This is a genomic window from Shewanella putrefaciens (assembly GCF_016406305.1).
GTDB classification, from domain to species: domain Bacteria; phylum Pseudomonadota; class Gammaproteobacteria; order Enterobacterales; family Shewanellaceae; genus Shewanella; species Shewanella putrefaciens_C.
This window is the reverse complement of sequence record NZ_CP066369.1, coordinates 3,782,607-3,802,093: the sequence shown is the minus strand read 5'-3', so window position 1 is coordinate 3,802,093 and position 19,487 is coordinate 3,782,607. Positions and strand designations below refer to the sequence as shown.

At 49.1% G+C, this 19,487-nt stretch carries 12 protein-coding genes; 8 read left to right on the top strand and 4 right to left on the bottom strand.

The annotated features are described in order from the left end of the window. Positions 1–75 precede the first annotated feature (75 nt). Genes JFT56_RS16555 through dsrO form a run of 3 tightly spaced genes read right to left on the bottom strand, consistent with a single transcriptional unit; the run spans position 76 to position 5,073 of the window. Positions 76–3,183, bottom strand: coding sequence for a tetrathionate reductase subunit A (locus JFT56_RS16555; RefSeq protein ID WP_198781094.1), 3,108 nt, complete (start codon positions 3,181–3,183; stop codon positions 76–78). A 35-nt stretch (positions 3,184–3,218) separates the two neighbouring features. After that, complete coding sequence (gene nrfD / locus JFT56_RS16550; protein ID WP_198781093.1) at positions 3,219–4,301, bottom strand: NrfD/PsrC family molybdoenzyme membrane anchor subunit; 1,083 nt, start codon at positions 4,299–4,301, stop codon at positions 3,219–3,221. Next, on the bottom strand, positions 4,291–5,073 hold the full coding sequence (gene dsrO / locus JFT56_RS16545) for a sulfate reduction electron transfer complex DsrMKJOP subunit DsrO (protein ID WP_198781092.1): 783 nt from the start codon (positions 5,071–5,073) through the stop codon (positions 4,291–4,293). The genes nrfD and dsrO overlap by 11 nt, the downstream gene beginning before the upstream one ends. A gap of 280 nt (positions 5,074–5,353) precedes the next feature. Here dsrO and JFT56_RS16540 point away from each other — a divergent pair, with 280 nt between their 5' ends. From JFT56_RS16540 to JFT56_RS16505, 8 genes are all read left to right on the top strand, one after another. After that, positions 5,354–7,378, top strand: a complete 2,025-nt coding sequence (locus JFT56_RS16540) for a sensor histidine kinase (protein WP_198781091.1) — start codon at positions 5,354–5,356, stop codon at positions 7,376–7,378. Next, positions 7,378–7,998 carry a response regulator transcription factor gene (locus JFT56_RS16535; RefSeq protein WP_198781090.1) on the top strand — a complete coding sequence of 207 codons (621 nt, stop codon included), beginning with the start codon at positions 7,378–7,380 and terminating at the stop codon, positions 7,996–7,998. Before JFT56_RS16540 ends, JFT56_RS16535 begins: the two co-directional genes overlap by 1 nt. A 326-nt stretch (positions 7,999–8,324) precedes the next feature. After that, positions 8,325–11,999: an ATP-binding protein gene (locus JFT56_RS16530; RefSeq protein WP_198781089.1), complete on the top strand. Its 3,675-nt coding sequence runs from the start codon at positions 8,325–8,327 to the stop codon at positions 11,997–11,999. 121 nt (positions 12,000–12,120) lie between these two features. Next, positions 12,121–12,774, top strand: coding sequence for a hypothetical protein (locus tag JFT56_RS16525; RefSeq protein ID WP_198783617.1), 654 nt, complete (start codon positions 12,121–12,123; stop codon positions 12,772–12,774). A 48-nt stretch (positions 12,775–12,822) separates the two neighbouring features. After that, positions 12,823–14,043 (top strand): phosphoenolpyruvate carboxylase, encoded by a 1,221-nt coding sequence (locus JFT56_RS16520; RefSeq protein ID WP_198783616.1) that lies wholly within the window; start codon positions 12,823–12,825, stop codon positions 14,041–14,043. Then, positions 14,031–14,903, top strand: a complete 873-nt coding sequence (locus JFT56_RS16515) for a DUF7281 domain-containing protein (protein ID WP_198781088.1) — start codon at positions 14,031–14,033, stop codon at positions 14,901–14,903. Before JFT56_RS16520 ends, JFT56_RS16515 begins: the two co-directional genes overlap by 13 nt. Before the next feature lie 392 nt (positions 14,904–15,295). Further along, complete coding sequence (locus tag JFT56_RS16510; RefSeq protein WP_198781087.1) at positions 15,296–16,540, top strand: dicarboxylate/amino acid:cation symporter; 1,245 nt, start codon at positions 15,296–15,298, stop codon at positions 16,538–16,540. 289 nt (positions 16,541–16,829) lie between these two features. Beyond that, positions 16,830–18,536, top strand: a complete 1,707-nt coding sequence (locus JFT56_RS16505; RefSeq protein WP_198781086.1) for a methyl-accepting chemotaxis protein — start codon at positions 16,830–16,832, stop codon at positions 18,534–18,536. A 119-nt stretch (positions 18,537–18,655) separates the two neighbouring features. On the opposite strand, the gene JFT56_RS16500 is transcribed toward JFT56_RS16505, so the two are convergent. Next, complete coding sequence (locus tag JFT56_RS16500) at positions 18,656–19,123, bottom strand: hypothetical protein (RefSeq protein ID WP_198781085.1); 468 nt, start codon at positions 19,121–19,123, stop codon at positions 18,656–18,658. Between the last annotated feature and the right edge of the window lie 364 nt (positions 19,124–19,487).

The following is a 19,487-nucleotide window of genomic DNA, read 5'->3' as shown; positions in this document are numbered from 1 at the left end:
ATTTGACCATCCCAGCGAGGTGCGAATTGCTGGATCCCCACGCAGCTGAGAAGCCGAGTGAGGATAACAGTGATGCTAAGCTAGTTTTTCAATCTTAGCGGGCAGTCCTTGTCTTGCTGATGCGCCACTTGCCCAATCCACCAGCGGGTAGCGGCCGTGGCGACTCGGATCAAACAGATTCAAGTCGTTCATATTGATGCCGACTCGGATCAGCGGATTGGCGGCGATTTTAAGGTTGTCGATCACTACGTCCCGCGCGCCGAGTTCCTTATGGCCATAACCGTGTTCGATAGCGATGCAGTCAGGGTGCACTCCGGCAACACATTCCACTAAGGCAATCACGCTGCCGTTGGGCGTGCTGATCTTGACCGTGTCACCAGTGCTGATCCCAAGGCGACTGGCGGTTTTCTCGTTCAGTCGCACCGGATTATTAGGGTGCACTTGGCGCAAACGATCCGAGCCAATACTCATAGAGCTCATGGTGTGGGATTTGTAACTACTGATCAGCAAAGGCCATTGTGATTTATTAAACGCCTTATCGAGCGGTGTGCCATTGGCTAAGGCGGGTTGATATAAGCGTGGACAGCCACTCATAAATTCCCCTGTGAGACTGTTACGGCGACTGCCCACTTCGGGATTCCACAGCATCATAGGTTTTGGCCAAACCTTGGTTGGATTCCCCACTTCATCCCGTGCACCGCTCATATTTTCAAAGCGGCCGCCGCGGGCAAATAAGTAGCTGACTTTTTTGACTTCATCTGGCTTGAGTCTGGCGTTGAGCTCACTTTGAATACGACTCACACCGCTAAGATACATGTCCTCAGCGTTGATATCGGCGACGGCTTTACCCAAATAGGCCACGTTGGCGGCGCCGTAAAGTGAGTAATCCGCTGCGCGCGTTAACGGATGTAAACTGCCATCGGCGGCCTTAACGGCATTTTCGCCAAAGCCGGGTAGTTGCAGTTTCATCGCCACTTGGCTCAAGAAAGATTCCATGCAGACCACATCGCCACTGGCCATCTTTGTGACCCTTGGTTCGACAATCGGCCAGCGACCTGTCGTTTCCTTCGTCAGGGTCCCATGCCAAGAAGGGCTCCAACCCCATGACTCGTAAGTTAATGTGTCGGGCACGATATAATCCGATAGCGCCGATGTTTCGTTAATAAAACTGTCGATACTGATAAACAGTGGCAGCACTTTGGGATCTTTCAGTTGTTCACCAATGGCTTCACCTAGGCCCGCTTGACCATAAATCGGATTGCCCATGTGGTTAATCCATGCTTTGAGTCGATAGGGATAACCGTGCACCGCCGCCGTTAAATGTTCGCCAAGCAAGGGCGATGAAATCGGAAACCAAGGCTCCTTTGCAGGATAAGGCGATTCGCCCGCTTCGACTTTACGGCGATACTCAGAGGTTTTCTCGTAGGGGAATTTAGATCGCGATAGGAATACGCCCTTAGGCTCGACCATGTCGTCAAACTCCTGCAGATTATACCTTGGGCCTTTACCAAAGGCGGGAAAGGAACCGCCGGAAGCTAATGCGCCACCTTTTAAATTGATGTTACCTATCATGGCGTTGAGCATCATGATTGCCCACGCGCTATAAAAACCATTAGCGCTCATTGTACCGCCGTGGGAGATCACCGCAGCCTTAGTGCCATGGCTGGTAAATTTATCCGCGAGGGCGATAATTTGCGCCTCGCTGATATCGCACTCTTTGGCATAGTGTGCCATCTCGAAGCTCTGCGCCGCTTCACTTAACAGTTGGAAGCTAGATTTAACCGCAATCACCCCCTTAGGTGTGTCGACGTTTTGGTCAACGTCGAGCTTGGCTTTCAGGCTTTGGCTCGCCAAAACTATCTTGCCACTCGCGGCATCGACAACCAACTGCGAGTCTTGCTCGCCGTAGGCTTTGCCGTCGAAAGGTAAGCCAAGATCGCTGGCAAAGAGATATTGGCCATATCTTGGATGGGTAGGTTCGCTGACGATCAAGAAGCCTGCGTTACTAAAACCACGGTAACCTGAAGCTTTTGCGGCATCGACATTGGGCGCACTCAAAAACTCAGCGGCGTAGCGCTGGTTATCGATAATCCAGCGCAACATGCCCATGGCGAGGGCCGAGTCGGTGGCGGGGCGGATCGGCAGCCAAGTGTTGTTGCCCGCACAAGGTTGATTCGAGGTATTGGGCAGCATGGGCGACACCACCACATAACTGAAATTGGTGTTATTTACCCGCGCGTTAGCCAATTGTCTTGCTTGGCGTTTAAAGGGATTGCCCGATTGCTGCGGTGAAGTGCCGATAAAGAGTAAAAATTCACTATGGTCCCAATCGGGTTTTAAGTGGGCGTATTTTTTCAAATCATCCAATAAAGCGCCCGCTCCAGCACGGTAGGTAAATCCACAGTAAGCGCCGTGGTTGGCAAAGTTGCGCGTGCCAAAGCTGTTGAAGGTGAAGCGTTTGATTATGGCATCGCGGCCTTCATCGGAGGCGTTTGAGACCAGTAACTGGTTGGCCTTAGGGCCGTATTCTGGATTATTGGTATCGAGCGGCGTGGTGATATCACGAATTGCTCTTAAGCCTTCGACTTGGCCCTCACCAAATAAATCACCACCTTCGACGACTTCATTCAGCAATTGCTCAAAGCTAATGCTCTGCCATTGGCCGCTGCCGCGCTTACCCACGCGTTTAAGACATTGGGTAACGCGATGTGGGCTATCTAATTGTTCTAGCATGGCATTACCGCGGGCGCAGGCGGTGGAACGTCCTTGTAGCCCCTGTTCTTGAAAGGCGCTAAGCCCAACAAAGGCGGTTTTTATTGGCGTATCGAAATCGATATGTTCCCGCGATGACAACGGATGATAAGGATTACCGCTGATACGGATGATTTTATCGGTTTTTTGATCGATACGAGCGCGCACGCCGCATTTGGTCCAGCAACCTAAGCACATAGTATTGGCGATGCGTTGATCGTCATTGCTGATTAACTGGCCTGACTGTAAATCGACTTTGTATTCAGGTGCTAAGGAATTGCCGTGCAGCGGATCTTGGGTTGGTTTTCCTGAGGTACCATTGACGACACCTTTACCTATTTGCGCTAATGTATGGCTATAACCCGCAGCAAATAATCCCACACCACCCGTTACAGCGGCCCCTTTGATAAAACGACGTTTACTCTTATCCATGATGGACTCCTTAATTCTGTAAACTAATTGGGTGCTCAGCGAGCAAGTTTTGCCGCAGGCGTGTGGCGAATAAGTTCGGAGACCAGCGCCATTAATGCTAACCAGAGGCCGAAGGTCCCAGCTATGCCTAATAGCCCTTCGGGTCCCCAAGGCAGTTGATAGAGATAAGTCCCCGCGCCGTATTTAGGATCGGTTTGCGCTTGAATTAGCACTATCCAGCGAAATCCCCACGCAAGGTGAATGGCCGTGAGGCTGACGATTAGCATTGCAACATTGGGTAAGTGACGAATGGCGAGCATCAGTGCCAGCACGGCGAGTGTGACCAGTACCCAAATCGCAGCCAGTTGCCAGCTTGGGCTGGTTTCAAGCAATAGTGCGGCTTCAGGGGCCGAGCCCTTATCGAATAACGCCCAGCCGATAAGGCATAGGGCGAATAGACCAAAGCTGGCTCTTACCCAGAGTAATAGGCTGTCTTGGGTAGTTTGTTGGTAGCCCTTTAATAGTCGATTCAGTACCACCAAAGTGCCGCAGGCGGCGAGAAGGGCGCTCATTGCCATCAAAGGTGGCAGCCAATAGGTATGCCACAGTGGCCGCGCCTTAATGGCCATGGTTTCCATGCCAGTGTAGAGGGCGATACTGCAGGCACTCAGGGCCGTGATCAGTGCGATCGGCTTGATGAATTTGTCACTGTTCCAATCACCGAATCTCAATAATTGGCCTATTTTATTCACCCAATCTGAGTATTGATTCGTGGTGTGCTTAGGCAGATATTGACGCAGTAGCAGCCAAGCAAACACTGCGCTGGTGCCCGAGAATACGGGCAGTAAAAAGGCGCCATACCACATCCACGAATCGGGGCGAACTTGCGCATAAAAATGCCAAGCCCGCAGCGGTTGGTGTAAATCGGCGAGTAAGGCGATAGGAGCGACGATACCTGCTGTTAACATTAAACAGGCGCAGAGCTTCAGCAATCTGTCATCGGGTTTGGATTGGCTGAACAAATGTATTGTCGCTACCCATACGCTGGCGTAGGCGAGCCCCATCATAAAAAAGTATTGCACTGCCCAAGGTAGCCAAGTAATGGCGATATCTGGGGTAAAGATTTCTTTAATGACCATGGTGGATCTCCTCGCCAGTATCGGTAAGTAAGGTTCTAACGGGGGCTTGGCCGCTAATCTTGTCCTCAAAAGCGCTGCTCATGCCGATGTAGAACACCCGTGGCGCAGTATTAGCCGTCGGTTTGAGCACCTTGATGTCGGTTTTGTTGGCGGCGAGCAGTTGGCTTATCTGGCTGTTGGGATTATTCAGATCGCCAATCACACGGGCTTCTCCTACGCAGGTTTCGACACAGGCAGGCAGTAATCCTGCATCTAACCTATGGGCGCAGAAGGTACATTTGTCGGCGGTATTAGTGTCGTGGTTGATAAAGCGCGCATCATAGGGGCAGGCTTGTACGCAATAGCCACAGCCAACACACCATTCATTGTTGACGACCACTATGCCGTCCTTGCGTTGGAAGGTCGCGCCCGTAGGACAAACGGGGATGCAGGGCGGGTTTTCGCAGTGATTACAAAGTCTTGGCAGCATTAAAAACGCAGGCGGAGTGGTATCTTCCAGCTGCGAAACTTCATACTGCTGCACTGTGGTGCGAAATTGCCCGAGGGGTGGTTGATTCTCGATAGTGCAAGCGACGGTACAGGCTTGGCAGCCCACGCAGCGGCGCAAGTCAATTACCATACCGTAACGTTTACCCACTTGGCCTTCGCTGGCACTGTGCACTTGAGTGCTGCGCTTATCATCCTGCGCATACACTTGCACCACAGGGATCAGTGCGGCGCCAACACTGACGCAGGCCATTTTGCCGAGAAACTGACGTTTACTCTTGTCCATACAGATTTCCTTCACTCTTGCAGATGGCGAATAAACTGGCTCATAGACCTAGAGTTAAGGTTTATGGCGAGGTTTACAGGCATTCTGTAAAAGGGGAGGCGGCATAACTATAGTGGTTTTCCACATATCGGGTGTGGACTTGATCTAGCGCAACAAATATCCGTTAGAATAGCCTTCAAAATGATAGGGTTTTATTTTTTGTTACTTGAGTTTGGCCTTTTCTTAGCTTGAGTTGGACTTGATTTTAGTGTGAGTGACTGGGGATAAAGGATTGCACTTCATGTTATTGAGGATGATGAAAACTGTGTTTCGCTTAGCTGTATCGGTCAAGTGGCCGTTATCGATTCTGAGCACTCCACATTCTGTGGCAATACCGAGGAAAAAGCCGAGAAAAAAGCCAAGGAACGCAGTGTTATTCCTATGCTTGCTGGCTTCGGTTAAGGTGTTTGCTGCGGAGCCACTAAATCAAAGTGCGCATTCGGGATTAACTGACCCTGAGGTTGTTGCTCAAGTTGCTATCGAAGAGCCCAGTTATCAAGTGGTCGATGTGGGCGTGTTAGCCATCCGCGGTTATAAGGCAACCATCAACCGCTGGCAACCTTTGATGGGGTGGCTCGAAACCCAAATTTCCAACAGTTACTTTAGGTTACATCCTCTCACCCTCGATGAGCTAGCTAAGGGCGTTGAAACCCAAGGGCTCGATTTTGTGATCACCAACCCAGGGCAATCCGTGTTGCTGGCGCGGCAATATTCCCTTACTTGGTTGGCGACCCTGCGCAGTCCGTTAAATAATGGCGCGGCGATGCAAGTGGGTTCGGCGCTGGTGGTGCGCGCCGATTCGCCCTATCAAACCTTAGCTGATCTCAAGGGGCGTCGGCTCGGGATCGTATCGAAAAATGCCTTTGGTGGTTACTTGACCTTAGTGTACGAAGCGCAGCTAAAGGGCATAGATTTGCCTCGCTTTGTGGGTGAGATTATTCCGCTGGGGTTTCCACTAGATAACTTGATTTATCAGTTAGATAACAAAAAAACTTCCACAGAGCGGCATCAACCGTTAGATGCTGCGGTCGTGCCTGTGTGTCAGCTTGAGCAGATGCAAACGGAAGGTCTTATTAACATCGCCCATTATCGAGTGATCGATAATCAAGCGCCTGCGGGATTTAATTGCCAAGTCTCGACCCACCTTTATCCCAACTGGTCTATGGCAAAGACCAATCGCGCCTCCCAGTCTCTGGCTAAAAGTGTGACTCAAGCTTTGCTGGCGCTGCCCGAAGATCATCTCGCCGCTAAGTCTGCTGATTCTGCGGGCTGGACCACGGCCGTGAGTCAGCTTGCGATCGATCAACTGCTTAAAGATCTCGATATGCATCCTTTGCAGGCGCCATGGTGGCAAAGGGCGTGGCAGTGGGTCAAGTTACATCAACAATGGGCTTGGCTTGTTTTGGGGATTTTGGTTTTACTCAATGTGTATCATTTTTGGCTTGAATACCGCTTTAGTCGTCGTGGCCGTGAGTTGATTAACACTCAGCGCCAGCTCAATGAAAACCGCGCGTTACTGGAACATGCCCAGCGTATTGCCATTGCAGGCGAGCTTGGTGCGAGTCTCTCCCATGAACTCAATCAACCTTTGGCGGCGATTGGCCATTATTGCCATGGCGCCGAAGTGCGATTACAGCGGGGGACGAGCCCTGAGGAGTTGCAATCGGTATTGGCGCTGATCCAGCAGGAAGTCACGCGCGCCGACAATATTATTAGTCGATTACGTAATTTATTGAAGAAGCGACCTGTGTCGAAACAACCTTTGTATCTGCATGAGTTGGTCAATGATACTGTGCCACTGCTTGCCTATGAGTTTGAACAACATCAGATAAACCTTGCCGTCAATGTGAATGGTGAACCCTATTTACAGCCCCTCGACGAAGTTGGTATGCAGCAGTTGTTGCTTAACTTGCTGAAAAACGCCTTTGACGCCTGCGTTCAGCGGTTAGAGCTTGAATCCTGTGGCACTGAAAGGAGCATTACGCAAAAGCCATACACGCCCACGATCGATATCGATCTTCGCTACCAAGAACGCACGCTCTTGCTGACAGTCACGGATAATGGCACTGGGTTAACCGAAGAGGCCAGTCTGCTGATGCAAGCATTTTATTCCACTAAATCAGAGGGGTTAGGTTTAGGCTTAGTGATTTGCCGTGATATTGCCGAGAGCCATGGCGGGACCTTTCGCCTAGAAAGCGCAATGGGAGGCGGTTGCCAAGCGCAGGTGACTATACCGCGTAAACCAGAACCCAATGGAGCACAATAATGAGTCTTGAGCTACCTGTGTATTTAATCGATGACGATGACTCAGTGCGTCGTTCTTTGCGTTTTATGCTTGAAAGTTATGGCCTTAAGATCACCGATTTTGATAGCGCCGAAGCCTTTTTTTCCGCCGTAGACTTAACCCTGCCGGGTTGTGCGCTAGTCGATGTGCGTATGCCGGGTTTGAGTGGCCCACAGTTGCATCTTGAATTAGTGGCAAAAAATAGTCCGCTAGCGGTGATTTATCTCACCGGCCATGGCGATGTGCCAATGGCGGTAGATGCGCTTAAATTAGGTGCGGTGGATTTTTTCCAAAAGCCCGCCGATGGCGCTAAGTTAGCCGAAGCGGTTGTCAAAGCGTTGGAACATACCAAGGCGCATCATCAAGACAATCAGTATCTTGAGACTTATCAAGCGCTCACGCCAAGGGAGCGGGAGATACTCAACCTGATTGCCCAAGGCCTGAAGAACCAAGAGATCGCCGATAGTCTCTGTATCGCCATGCGCACGGTTGAGATCCACCGCGCCAATTTGATGAAGGGCATGCAAGTGGGATCGCTGGCGGAAATGATGCTGATCTACAGTCGGATCGCCGAACGTCTGCGCCTTGAAGATAACCACTAAAATTTACCTTTTACTGTGTTAACTGCCGCTTTGTTAGCCGCCTATTTTGGCTAAGTTATCGTATTATTGGCCGTTTGATTTGAGCCTAGCTATAGGGTTATGTTTTTGCTGAGCAATGGGCTGAGATGTGAGCTAAGGCATTCGTGCATCGCCGCTGAATTGCCAATGCTATGAGATTGCCTTATGTTAAGGGCACGATTTTTTGGGCCACGATTTTTAAACATCATAGTTAACTATCATAGGGCCATATTTGATTGTCTTTGTCTTACCTGCCAGATAAGGCTGGGTTCTAAAGATAAAGCCTTCCCGTTTGGATAAGGAATGAAATGCCAAGCTTGATTCGTATTGTGTTGATTGATACGCACCTTCCGGGCGTTGTGGAACTCGCCCTTAATGGCCATACCAATATTTGTGGTACTAACGCCTCGGGTAAAACGACATTACAACGTCTAGTGCCTGTTTTTTATGGTGAATACCCAAGCCGCGTGGTGCCATCAACCCGCGACAGTTTCGAGCGTTGGTACTTGCCACACGATTCAAGCTACATTATTTACGAATATCAAAAGGCCGATGGCTTACTGTATCAAGCCGTGCTGGCTTCGGCAGGTGATGGCAAGGGCGTTAACTATCGTTTTATCGCCAAAGGTTTTGAGTTAAGCGATTATATTAAAACGCAAAATGGCGATACTGTACTCTGCCATACCATGGCTGAGCTTGGCCGAGATTTAAAACGTGCCGGCATCGCTACCACTAACTTGCTCAATACCCGTGAATATCGCGCCATTATTCAAAACGATCGCACCCTATTAAGCACGGGCAGCAACCGCAGCGAACTTAGGGCCTATGCGCGCCAATTTGCCCTGTGTGAGGGCGAGCATTCACTGCGCCACATCGAAAAGCTGGCTAAAGCGGTGCACTCCAAAGAAGGCAAGATGGAGACGGTCAAATCCATGATCGCTGCCATTTTAGAGGAAGACGGGGTTAATCCGCCCAGCTCACGTTTAAATCCACAGCGCGTCGAAGCGTGGATCCGTGAGAGCCAATTGATCCAAGGCTTTGAAGTTATTCGCCCCGAGTTTGAAAAACTCGAGCAAGAATTTAACCAACTACTCAGCGCCGAGCTGCGTTTAGCCAGCTTGTCCCGCGGTTATCGCAACGATGAAACCTTAGAAGCCGATCGCCAAGATAGGGAGCAAACCTTAGCTAAAGAACTGAATTTAAAACTCAGATTGCTCGACGATGAATGGAAAGAGCAGCGTGATGAGCTGAACCTCGATTTATCCGCCGCTAAGGGTGATGTGGCTAAGTGCGAGTATGAACTCGATGCCATTGAAGGTCAGCACGCCGCCTTTTTAGATGCCAATATCGAAGAGGCTAAAGCCTCCCTTGAGATGCTGCCAAACTGGCGCACCGATGTTGAAAACCTCACCGAACGCCATAAGCTGCAAACCGAGAAGCACCAAGATATCGAGGCGGCCTACAATGCCCGTCGCAGTAAAATTGGCGAGCAGTTAAACCGCGAGTTAGAAGGCCTACATAGCGACCAAGACAAGCAGCGCGAAGCCCGGGATAAACAGCGCGAAGTCGCGCGCGCCGATATCGATGCCTTAGAAGCGCAATGGCGTAACCAAATGGATGCGGGTAAGGCCAGCTTTAGCGAGCAGGAATACCAATTTAAACTCACAGCCGCCGAGCTTAAATTACGTGTCGATGGCGTGACTTACACCGAAGAAGAAAAGTTAAGCCTAGCGATTTTCGACGAACGTATTCACCGCGCCGATGAAGAGCAAGAAAGCTGCAATGCCAAGGTCGAGCGTCTCGCCAGCGATGAGCGCAAACTCAGATCTAAGCGCGATCAAGCCAACGAAGCTTTGCGTATCGCCAGTTTAAGGGTGAATGAGCGCCAAGCAGAGCTGGATGAACTGCATCATATGTTGTTCCCCGAGTCCCACACCCTATTGGAATTCTTGCGTAAAGAAGCCCAAGGCTGGGAGCAAAATTTAGGGAAAGTGATTGCGCCAGAACTGTTGCATCGCACCGATTTACATCCAAGCTTAGTGACTGAATCGAGCGAAGCTTTCTTTGGCGTGCATTTAGATCTTAAAGCCATCGATGTGCCTGAATATGCCGCCTCCGAACAAGAGCTGCGTATTCGCTTAAGCAAAGCCGAAGAAGCATTGCAAAGTGCTCAGGAACTACAAACCGAGGCGGAATCACAATTAATCGCGATTAACGGCGAGCTGGATAATCTCAGCCGTGAACTCACTTTTGCCCGCACCGCCTACAAAAATAGCCGTGACGATCTGCGTCGTCTATTCGATGAGAAGCGCAGCGAGCAAGAGAAAATCAATAAAGCCTTGAGTGAGCGTAAAGCCCATGCGGGACAGAGACTGACTCAGCTGGATGGCGAGCTCAAACAGCTTAAACATCAGCACGAACTCTGGCTCGAAGAGCTTCAATCCCAAGCGCTAGAAGCGCGCATGGAAAAACAAGCTTATTGGCAGGAAGTGATAGGCGCGCTCGACAATCAACTCGGGCAAATTAAAGCGGCCATTGAAGGGCGCCGAGAGAGTGCCAAAATCGAGCAGAAAGCCTGTGAGACTTGGTACAAAAACGAGCTTAAATCCCGCGGCGTGGATGAGGACAATATCCTCAAACTTAAGCAACAAATTCGTGAGTTAGAAACCAAAATCAGCCGCGCCGAGCAGCGTCGCAGCGACGTATTGCGCTTCGATGACTGGTATCAACACACTTGGCTGATACGTAAACCTAAACTGCAAACCCAGCTTGCCGATGTGAAACGCGCCGTATCGGAAATCGATCAACAGCTTAAGGCCAAAACCTTAGAGGTGAAGACCCGCAGGCAGAAATTGGATACCGAGCTTAAGGCATCCAATGCCGCGCAGGTGGAAGCCTCTGAAAACTTAACTAAATTACGCGCCGTGATGCGTAAACTCGCCGAGCTTAAGTTACCAACCAATAACGAAGAAGCCCAAGGCAGCCTAGGCGAGCGTCTGCGCCAAGGTGAAGACTTGCTGCTAAAACGCGATTATCTGATGGGCTCGGTCAAGCAATATGTGGAGCATTTCGACTCAGTGATCGCCAGTAAGTCAGGTTCGGGCCTGGCCGAAACCTGGGAACGTGCCCGCGAAGAATCGAGCTTTATCAACGACAAAGGCATTCGTCTGCTGGATTACCGTAAGTTAGTGCCACAGCTTGAGCAATTGCTGAACGTAATAGTGCCGCAATCGATTATGGCGCTGCGTGAGCAGGGACGAATTTTCGGCGTCGACTTAACCGCTTTCTACGATGTGTTAGCCGATATTGACCGTCGCATCGCCTCCCAAAGTGCGCGTATTACCCGCGAAGTGGGCGAAGAGTTATTCCTCGATGGCGTGTCTGAATCGGCTGTGCGAATTCGCTCGCGCATCAGCGAGTTAGAGTTCTGGCCTGAGCTTGAACAGTTCGTCAAAGCCTTTAAACATTGGAAAAACGATGGTTTTAATGGCTTACCCGATGAGGATTACACCAACAGCATGCGCCGAGCCTTAGACATTATCGGCCGCGCCGCGTTAACGGGGGGCATCTCTAAGTTGCTGGAAATCGAGCTGCGCCTTAAAGAAGGTAACAGCGATTTGATTATCCGCACCGATAGACAGCTTAATGAATCCTCAAGCCACGGTATGGCATATCTGATTTTGTGTAAGTTCCTGCTGGCATTCACGCGTTTGCTGCGTGGCCGCGCCGATGTAACCATTCACTGGCCTATCGATGAACTCGGCACTCTGCACCATACCAACGTGAAGAAGATTTTCGATGCCTGCGAAAACAACAACATTTGTGTGCTGGGCGCCTTCCCGAACCCAGAATCTGAGGTGCTGAACTTGTTCGCCAACCGTTACATTATCAACAAACAAACCAAGAAGTTGCAGGTGGTAAAACCTAAAGTCAACCCAATTGCAGACATGTTGAATAAGCGTTTGTCGAAGGAGGCCATCTAATCATGCTTGAATTAAAACAAACCAAGATGTTGCGGCTGGTAAAACCTAAGGCTAACGTGAAAAGCGCAATTGCCGACATGCTTAGCAAACGTTTGTCGAAGGAGGCCATCTAATGAGCGGCATGAACGAATCGAACCAAACCGTATTAGTCGGCACCGGCGCGTTAATTGAGCTGTTACTCAAGGGCGAATTTATTTGCCGCACTACTAATGAAGAAGGCTGGCGCGCCCTTAAAAATAACAGCACCCGCGAGCGGGTCGAGGCTTACCTCAATCAAATCAACCGTACCGTGGCGTCCGCCGCCGAAGGCGATGTGTTCTTCTGCGGTTACTTACAGTTAGGCGATGCCGAACGTAAAGTGATTTCATCGCAGTTTAAGGATATCTGTCAGGCATTGATCCCGCTGGTGGAATGGTTGGTATTAGTGCAAGAGGCCAGTGGCCAAGATGCGCCGCTGAGCGAAGGTGCGCCCGTGCGTTTAACCGAGCTACAAAGCCGCATCGAAGACACGCCGGCGTTTCGCGAGCAGTTAGCCAAACTCAGCCAATATCGGCTATTTGGCTCGACCAGCACCAACAGTGATGCGCAAATCAAATTAGTCTTCAAACGCTTAGTCGAACTCGGCTATTTAGTGCGCCCCAATGCGGAGAAGCAAATCTATATCGCCACCGGCAAGCTGGATTATCTGTATGAAGTCATTCGTTTTATCGACGAAACAGAAGGTTTAAGCCTAGAAGCGCAGGCGGAAACGGCGACCCAGCGGGATTTAATCTAATGTTGGCACGATTAAACCTAAGTAAAAGCTGCGACCAAGGAGGCCATGATGAGCAGTAACTTACATCAGGCGGGGGTTAAGCTGCTCAAGCAGTTAGGTCGCCATGCTGACATTATTATGGACGCTTATTTGGCGGGTTCCTTAAACGAGGATGCGCACGATCCAAGCGTGGTCGAAAAACTTAAACAAGCCGGCATTTTGTGGCGGCCAGAGCCAGATCAGGAGCTGCGGCTTAAGCGGTCTGTGCGTGCCTTGCTCGAAGAAGGCTTAAGTGATGAGCGCAATCGCCAAATCGACTCTAATGTGGGTTCGGCCTTAGCGACCATTAAAACCTTGGCCGATCATTATAAAGAGGCGCGTCATAGCTCAGACTACAGCGCCGCCGAGGCCTATTTATCAGATTTAAGCGAACATGTTTATAGTTTCGCCGACAGTCTGCGTTATTCGATCCGTGTGCTCTGGGGTCGGATCAATAACGAGTTCGGTTACGTTGGTACGATCAACGCTAAGATCCGCGAAAACGAATTAGCCCAAAGCCAAGTGTCTGAATTGCTTAATGGCTTAGAGATGTTCCAGTTTAGTGAACTAGGCGAAATCGCTGGCGATATCCGAGAGCTGCGCAAACTCTTAGTGACGACTCTGCAGGAAACCATGAGCGACTGCGCCCAGGAACTGAGCGTAGTGCAGGGGCGTTTACTCGAACTCTTAGGCCGCTTTAGGCAAATCCGTGGCCGTACCCGTTTGCTCAAAGGCTGGTTACTCTACACTGACTTGCATCCAGATTATCGCCCTGCGGACCATGTGTCCCACAAGGAAATCCCGAGTCTATTCAATCGCGCCGAAGTCTTGCTCGCCCCCGCATCGGTGGACGTGCATAACGCCAGCCAAGAGCTGGAGTTAATGAATATTGTCGCCCATATCAAGGCCATCAGCCGCAATCCTGTGATTGCGGCGGTGCGTGAGCATGATGTATCCGTTTCTATCACCCAAAGTGAAGACTTCGATGTGCCGGATAATCCGCTCAAACAGGCGGTGGATGAGTATTTTGTCGATGTGATTGAGTCTGGCCTGCGCCAATCGGCGCTGGAATATCTGGCGGATAAAGCCCTGCCTTGGGACGCCGAAAGCTGGATTTATCAAGTGATTGGCGGCTACGAAGGTCTGCCCGATGAACACAAGGCTTATTTTGAGCTTGAGCCATTGGGTGAACCGCATCCCATCTATAGCGGCAACTTTATTATTCGTGATGTTGAGTTATGGCTCGCCTAGGCCAGCAACAACTACAGCTTTTACAGAACGCTTATCAAAAGCGTTCTGTAAAAGTGAAACTCACGGCTAACTGGCGCGCGATTTACCGCGAGTTAGAAGTGGGCGAGTTAGACGGATCCGAAAAGTATCTGTGTTTTGCGCCCAAAGATTTTGAGCTGCTAAGGCAAAGCGTGTTGGCATTAATGGGGCTCGATCTCAGGGATCTAGATTTTAATGTCGATCGCATCGCCATGTCCGCCAAAAGTCATAATGAGAAACTCGCTAAGATCCGCCCCGAAGCCGAGTATGTGTTACTCAAGTTTCTGGGCTTTCAATCGCCACCTGTTGCAATATCCGCTTTATCCTCACTGCGTATTCCTTTGGACGAAGCGCAAAAGCACTGCCATGAACTCAATATTGCAGCCATCCTAGTGGTTGAAAATTTGGATGTATTTGATGTTATCCATCAAGCGCGTTTGCCACAGGATTTAACTAATGTAATGGTTATCTACCGAGGTAGCGGTCATCATTCCCCGATTGGCGTGCGGCACTTTTTACAAGCGATGGCTGATAAATTGCCGATTATCGCCTTTACCGATTTAGATCCCGCAGGACTGCAAATCGCCCATACCTTAATCGGCGTGACCCATAGTGTTGTGCCGCAACTTGCGCTGACAGCACCCGCCGAGTTATTGGCGATAGCGCAAATTAATTCTACTGATGATTTCGACAAGCAAGCCAAACAGATGAAGTATTTGCAAAGTGCCGAGTTAAAGCATTCGCAAAAATTAGCCGTTTGGTTAAATCAACACCGTATTAGTATCAAACAGCAGCACCTGCTGCAGCATCGGCTTGAACTAGTACTACTGGCATACAGTTAACTTTTATCCTTCCCCATCTCTCTGTGAAATGCGATATTGTTAGTATTAAATTCTAATTAAAGTATTTATTCAGTTTTTAAATCTAGCGCTATCCCAATAAAACCCTTTAAACGTGAGTTTTTTGTTTGAAAACTGTTACTATTTTTATTTTAAAATAAAAAGGCTAACTGAACGTTTATTATTCAGCTGTTTTTATTTTATTTAAAATCATAATGATATAATTTTTTTGTGATGTGATTTGCTTAATTTAAAATTAAATAAGTAAATTTATTCATTGAATTTACTGCCAGCATGTTTCACTATCCCCCGCCTGAGCCAAAAATGGATTGGCAATTGTGCTCATCATGGAAGATGAATAACAAATAAATGACCTTTCTGGGGAAACCACAAGCATGATGAAATCACTTTCGACGCGGATCTTTATTGGTCTGTTTGTCGGCCTTATTTTCGGCACAATAGTGCAATACTTCTTAAACGATATCGGTTTTTTCTCGGGCAATTTAGTGGAGCTTGCCGGTGGCGTTGGCACTATGTTCGTCAATATGATCATGATGTTAGTGGTGCCACTGGTGTTTGTGAGTATCGTTTGCGGTGTCTGTGAGCTACAGGATCTTAAAAGCTTTGGCCGTTTAGGTGGCAAGACCTTCGGTTTTTATATCATCAATACCTTTGTCGCAATCGCGACCGCATTATTAGTGGCACTGTTACTCGAACCCGGTAAAGGCGTGGATATGAGTAGCACGGATGGCGTCGCCATTACCGCCACTGAGCTGCCAAGTCTGATGGCATTAGTTGTCGACATAGTCCCGCGTAACCCTGTGGCGGCGTTTATGTCGGGCAATATGCTGCAAGTGATCTTTATGGCCCTGTTGCTCGGCGGAGTGATCAAGTCCCTCGGTGAGCATGTGGCTGGCGCTGTGCAAGGTTTTCAAACCGCCAATAAAATCATGATGAAACTGATTTCTGTGGTGATGAGTCTTGCGCCCTATGGTGTATTTGCCTTGATGTTTAAACTCGGCGCGACCTTAGAGGCCGGCGTGTTTATGAGCGTGGTTGAGTATATGGTGCTGATCCTCGCGCTGCTGCTACTGTGGATTTTTGTGGTGTATCCTATGGCGGTGGGGTTCTTTACCCCAATTTCAGCCAAAACTTTCCGCGAGAAGACCCAAGAGCAAGTGCTGTTTTCACTCTCGACCGCAAGCTCAAATGCGACTATTCCTGTGACTATGCGTACCTTAACCGACAAGTTAGGTGTGAATCGCGCTGTCGCTGGTTTTGGTGTGCCGCTCGGTGCCACTATGAACATGGGCGGCGTGGCAATTTATATCACTATTGCGATTTTCTTTGTCGCCAACTCCTTTGGTATGCCCATCACCTCTGAGCAATTGCCCTCCTTGCTATTCAGTGTCTTCTTACTCTCCGTCGGCGCAGGCGGCGTTCCCGGTGGTGGCATGGTGATGATAGGGGTATTAATCCATCAAATGGGATTACCCATAGAAGCTTTTGCGATTGTGGCAGCGTTGGATCGCATCATCGATATGGTGCTGACGTCCTGTAATGTCGTCGGTGATACCGCGGTGTTGACCATAGTGGATCAAACCGAGAAGGTTCATCAGGTCGAACTGGCGAAGAGCTAAATTAATACAGATAAATTATAAAAAGCCACTGATATCAGTGGCTTTTTTATTAAGTGATATCTAAGTCGAATTGACATTCATCTGCCTTTAGCCTTTGCTACAGGGGTGACTATTGTGCACCTTGTAAGCTTACTTGCGCCTTGGACTGCACCTAAAAAGTGAATAGCTCCAAACTGACTCACATAGAGATGTAGATCATGCTTTTATCACATTAAAAGCTGGCTAAATAAATCTAATTTCAACCATACTGGTTTATAACCTTGAATCATTTGGAAAATAAGGAGACGCCATGACTGGATTTTGGCAGACAGTGGGTGGTCGATTACTCAGCATTCCGTTACTGGCATTGCTGGGTTTTGTGGTGCTGGGCATCATGGAGCTAAATGCACTTAACCAGAGTTTGATCAAGGGGAGGGAAGATCGCGTTGTGGCGATTATTGATAGCAGCCTGAGTATCGTTAAACATTTTCAGACTCTGGAGCAAAGCGGCGCGTTAAGCACGGAGCAGGCGCAGCAGCAGGCCATGGCGACCATTAAGGCCGTTCGTTATGACGGTACTGAATATATTTGGATTAACGATACCGGTCGGCCTATCCCCAAAATGGTCATGCATCCAACCGTATCCACTTTAGACGGCACAGTACTGGACAGGCCAAACTTTCATCACGCCACCTTAATGCGCAACCGTGATGGCAGCCAGCAACAGACGCTGAATAACGCTAACTTGTTTGTCAGTTTCGTTGACGTTATCGCCCGTTATGGCAATGGATTTGTTGAATATCAGTGGCCTAAACCATTAAAAGGCGGTGGTGTCACTGAGGAGCGCTATACCAAGTTGTCCTATGTGGCAAAAGATGACAAATGGGGCTGGGTGCTCGGTTCCGGTATTTATATTGATGATGTAAAGGCGGCCTTCTGGGAAGTCGCTATGCAAGTGGGGTTGGTTGTCCTGGTGATTATGGCTTTGACTGTCGGTGTGTCCTTGTATATCCGCCGCTGGTTATTGCAGGCCTTAGGGGGGGAATTGGCGACCACAAAAGCACTGGTGCAGCAGGTTGCGGGCGGTGATTTCTCGGTGAACTTTGCGTTGAAACCGGGCGACAACGACAGCTTGTTGGCGGTATTAAGTGGCCTTATCAGCCAACTGCGCAGTATTCTCGGCCAGCAATCGGCCATGGCTGAGCATCTGGTCGCGCAATCTGAGGCGCTTGATGGCACTAGCCAACAGACGCAGCATATTTTACAAAATGTGATGGATCAAACCGCCCAAGTGGCTACAGCGGTCAATGAAATGACCTCGACATGCGAGGATATGGCCCGCAACGCGACTATGGCCGCCAAAGCGACCAGGGATGCCGATACTGAGGCCCAAAATGGCGTGACGTCCGTCGGCCAAACGATTACGGCAATTGATGCGCTTAAAGTGAAACTGGAGCAAGTCTCTGATGTGATAGGGCAGTTATCTAAACGTGGCGATGAAATAGGGGCAGTCACGGATGTTATCGGTGCGATTGCGGAGCAAACCAATCTGTTGGCATTAAATGCTGCGATAGAAGCGGCGCGGGCCGGAGAAATGGGACGTGGATTTGCCGTTGTGGCAGATGAAGTGCGTACCCTTGCCAGCCGCTCTCAGGCATCGACTCAGGATATTAATAGGCGTATTCAAGGTATTCAGCAAGACTCAGCTAACGCAGTGCAATCTATGGAACAAAGCCGAACCGAAACGGAACAAACCATTGTATGTTCACAGCGTGCCAGCGAGGCGCTAACCCGGATTAACAGTGCAGTGTCGAGCATTACCGATGTCAATGATCAACTGGCCAGCGCCACTGAACAGTTGGCTGTTGTGTCGGGTACTATTAATCAGAATATGGAGAATATTGCGCAGGCGGTGGAAAACACGAATGCAAAATCTTCAGAACTATCGACTGCCAGCCATCAACTACGGGAAATGGCCAGTGATATGAAAAAGTCACTGAGTGGCTTTAGGTTATAAGTAGTTGATAACAAAAGATGTTGATGCCGAGTTAAGGTTTGGCAAAGTTCAATCTATGGGGTTGTGAGAAGATGGCGGGAGTGTCCCCGCCTTCGACTCGAACATCAGCATAGGGCCAATTATTGAATACAATCTTGTTTTAATTTTGCCACTGCAGCGGTAAAACCTGCCGCGGCTAAGTCTGAGCTGGTGTATTTACTCGAACGGAATGAGATGACTTCGAGGTGTAACGCGGGGGATTGGAGCTTACTTAAATTTTCCCATAAATCTGGGTCCGTCTTATCTCCACTGGTGAAATTCATCAGTGTGGCCGTGCCCCGTAACTTAACCCTATTTTGTTTGTCGCTACTAATAATCAACACACTGGGATCGCCACTAAATGCAAAGGATTCTGCCATAGTCACGTTTAAAATTGGCTGAGTATTTCCCTCGGTGCAGGCTAACGTCAGTTTAAGGTTTTTGTCGATAAAATCGATACTATGACTCTTTGGGGAGGGCGTGGTGTCTAATGCCGTGGCTAAATCTTCCTTGGCGTGGGCATAGCCTAAATGGCCGACAAGCATGAGGACCAATAACTTTGTTTTCACTTTACAACCTTGTGATTTCAGCGAATTAATATAAATTGTCGCTTTGGTGACCATATCGTCAAAATGTTGGCAATTATAAAGATTTTTGACGACTTTGAATAATCCTTTTAGATGGCGTAATCCCTTATTCGCTAGAAAAATAGCCGCGTTTTGCAGCTTGAGCTAGGTATCTCGGGGTTGCTCAATATTATCGCAATTAACAATTTCAATTTAAACATAATGTTACAGTGCTTAGATGCATTTAATACCAAAGTGCGAGGGCGCTATGTGGGTTATAAAATAAAAAGCCACTGATATCAGTGGCTTGAATTTAGGTATTTATGGCCTAGTCCTTTAGCTACTCTGCCAAGGGATAATGCTCAAA

Bases quoted from the DNA above. Each gene is read 5' to 3' on its own strand.
- JFT56_RS16520 (WP_198783616.1), top strand. From the start codon at position 12,823: ATGAGCAGTAACTTACATCAGGCGGGGGTTAAGCTGCTCAAGCAGTTA.
- JFT56_RS16540 (WP_198781091.1), top strand. From the start codon at position 5,354: ATGTTATTGAGGATGATGAAAACTGTGTTTCGCTTAGCTGTATCGGTC.
- JFT56_RS16510 (WP_198781087.1), top strand. From the start codon at position 15,296: ATGATGAAATCACTTTCGACGCGGATCTTTATTGGTCTGTTTGTCGGC.
- JFT56_RS16530 (WP_198781089.1), top strand. From the start codon at position 8,325: ATGCCAAGCTTGATTCGTATTGTGTTGATTGATACGCACCTTCCGGGC.
- nrfD (WP_198781093.1), bottom strand. From the start codon at position 4,301: ATGGTCATTAAAGAAATCTTTACCCCAGATATCGCCATTACTTGGCTA.
- JFT56_RS16515 (WP_198781088.1), top strand. From the start codon at position 14,031: ATGGCTCGCCTAGGCCAGCAACAACTACAGCTTTTACAGAACGCTTAT.
- dsrO (WP_198781092.1), bottom strand. From the start codon at position 5,073: ATGGACAAGAGTAAACGTCAGTTTCTCGGCAAAATGGCCTGCGTCAGT.
- JFT56_RS16555 (WP_198781094.1), bottom strand. From the start codon at position 3,183: ATGGATAAGAGTAAACGTCGTTTTATCAAAGGGGCCGCTGTAACGGGT.
- JFT56_RS16525 (WP_198783617.1), top strand. From the start codon at position 12,121: ATGAACGAATCGAACCAAACCGTATTAGTCGGCACCGGCGCGTTAATT.
- JFT56_RS16505 (WP_198781086.1), top strand. From the start codon at position 16,830: ATGACTGGATTTTGGCAGACAGTGGGTGGTCGATTACTCAGCATTCCG.
- JFT56_RS16535 (WP_198781090.1), top strand. From the start codon at position 7,378: ATGAGTCTTGAGCTACCTGTGTATTTAATCGATGACGATGACTCAGTG.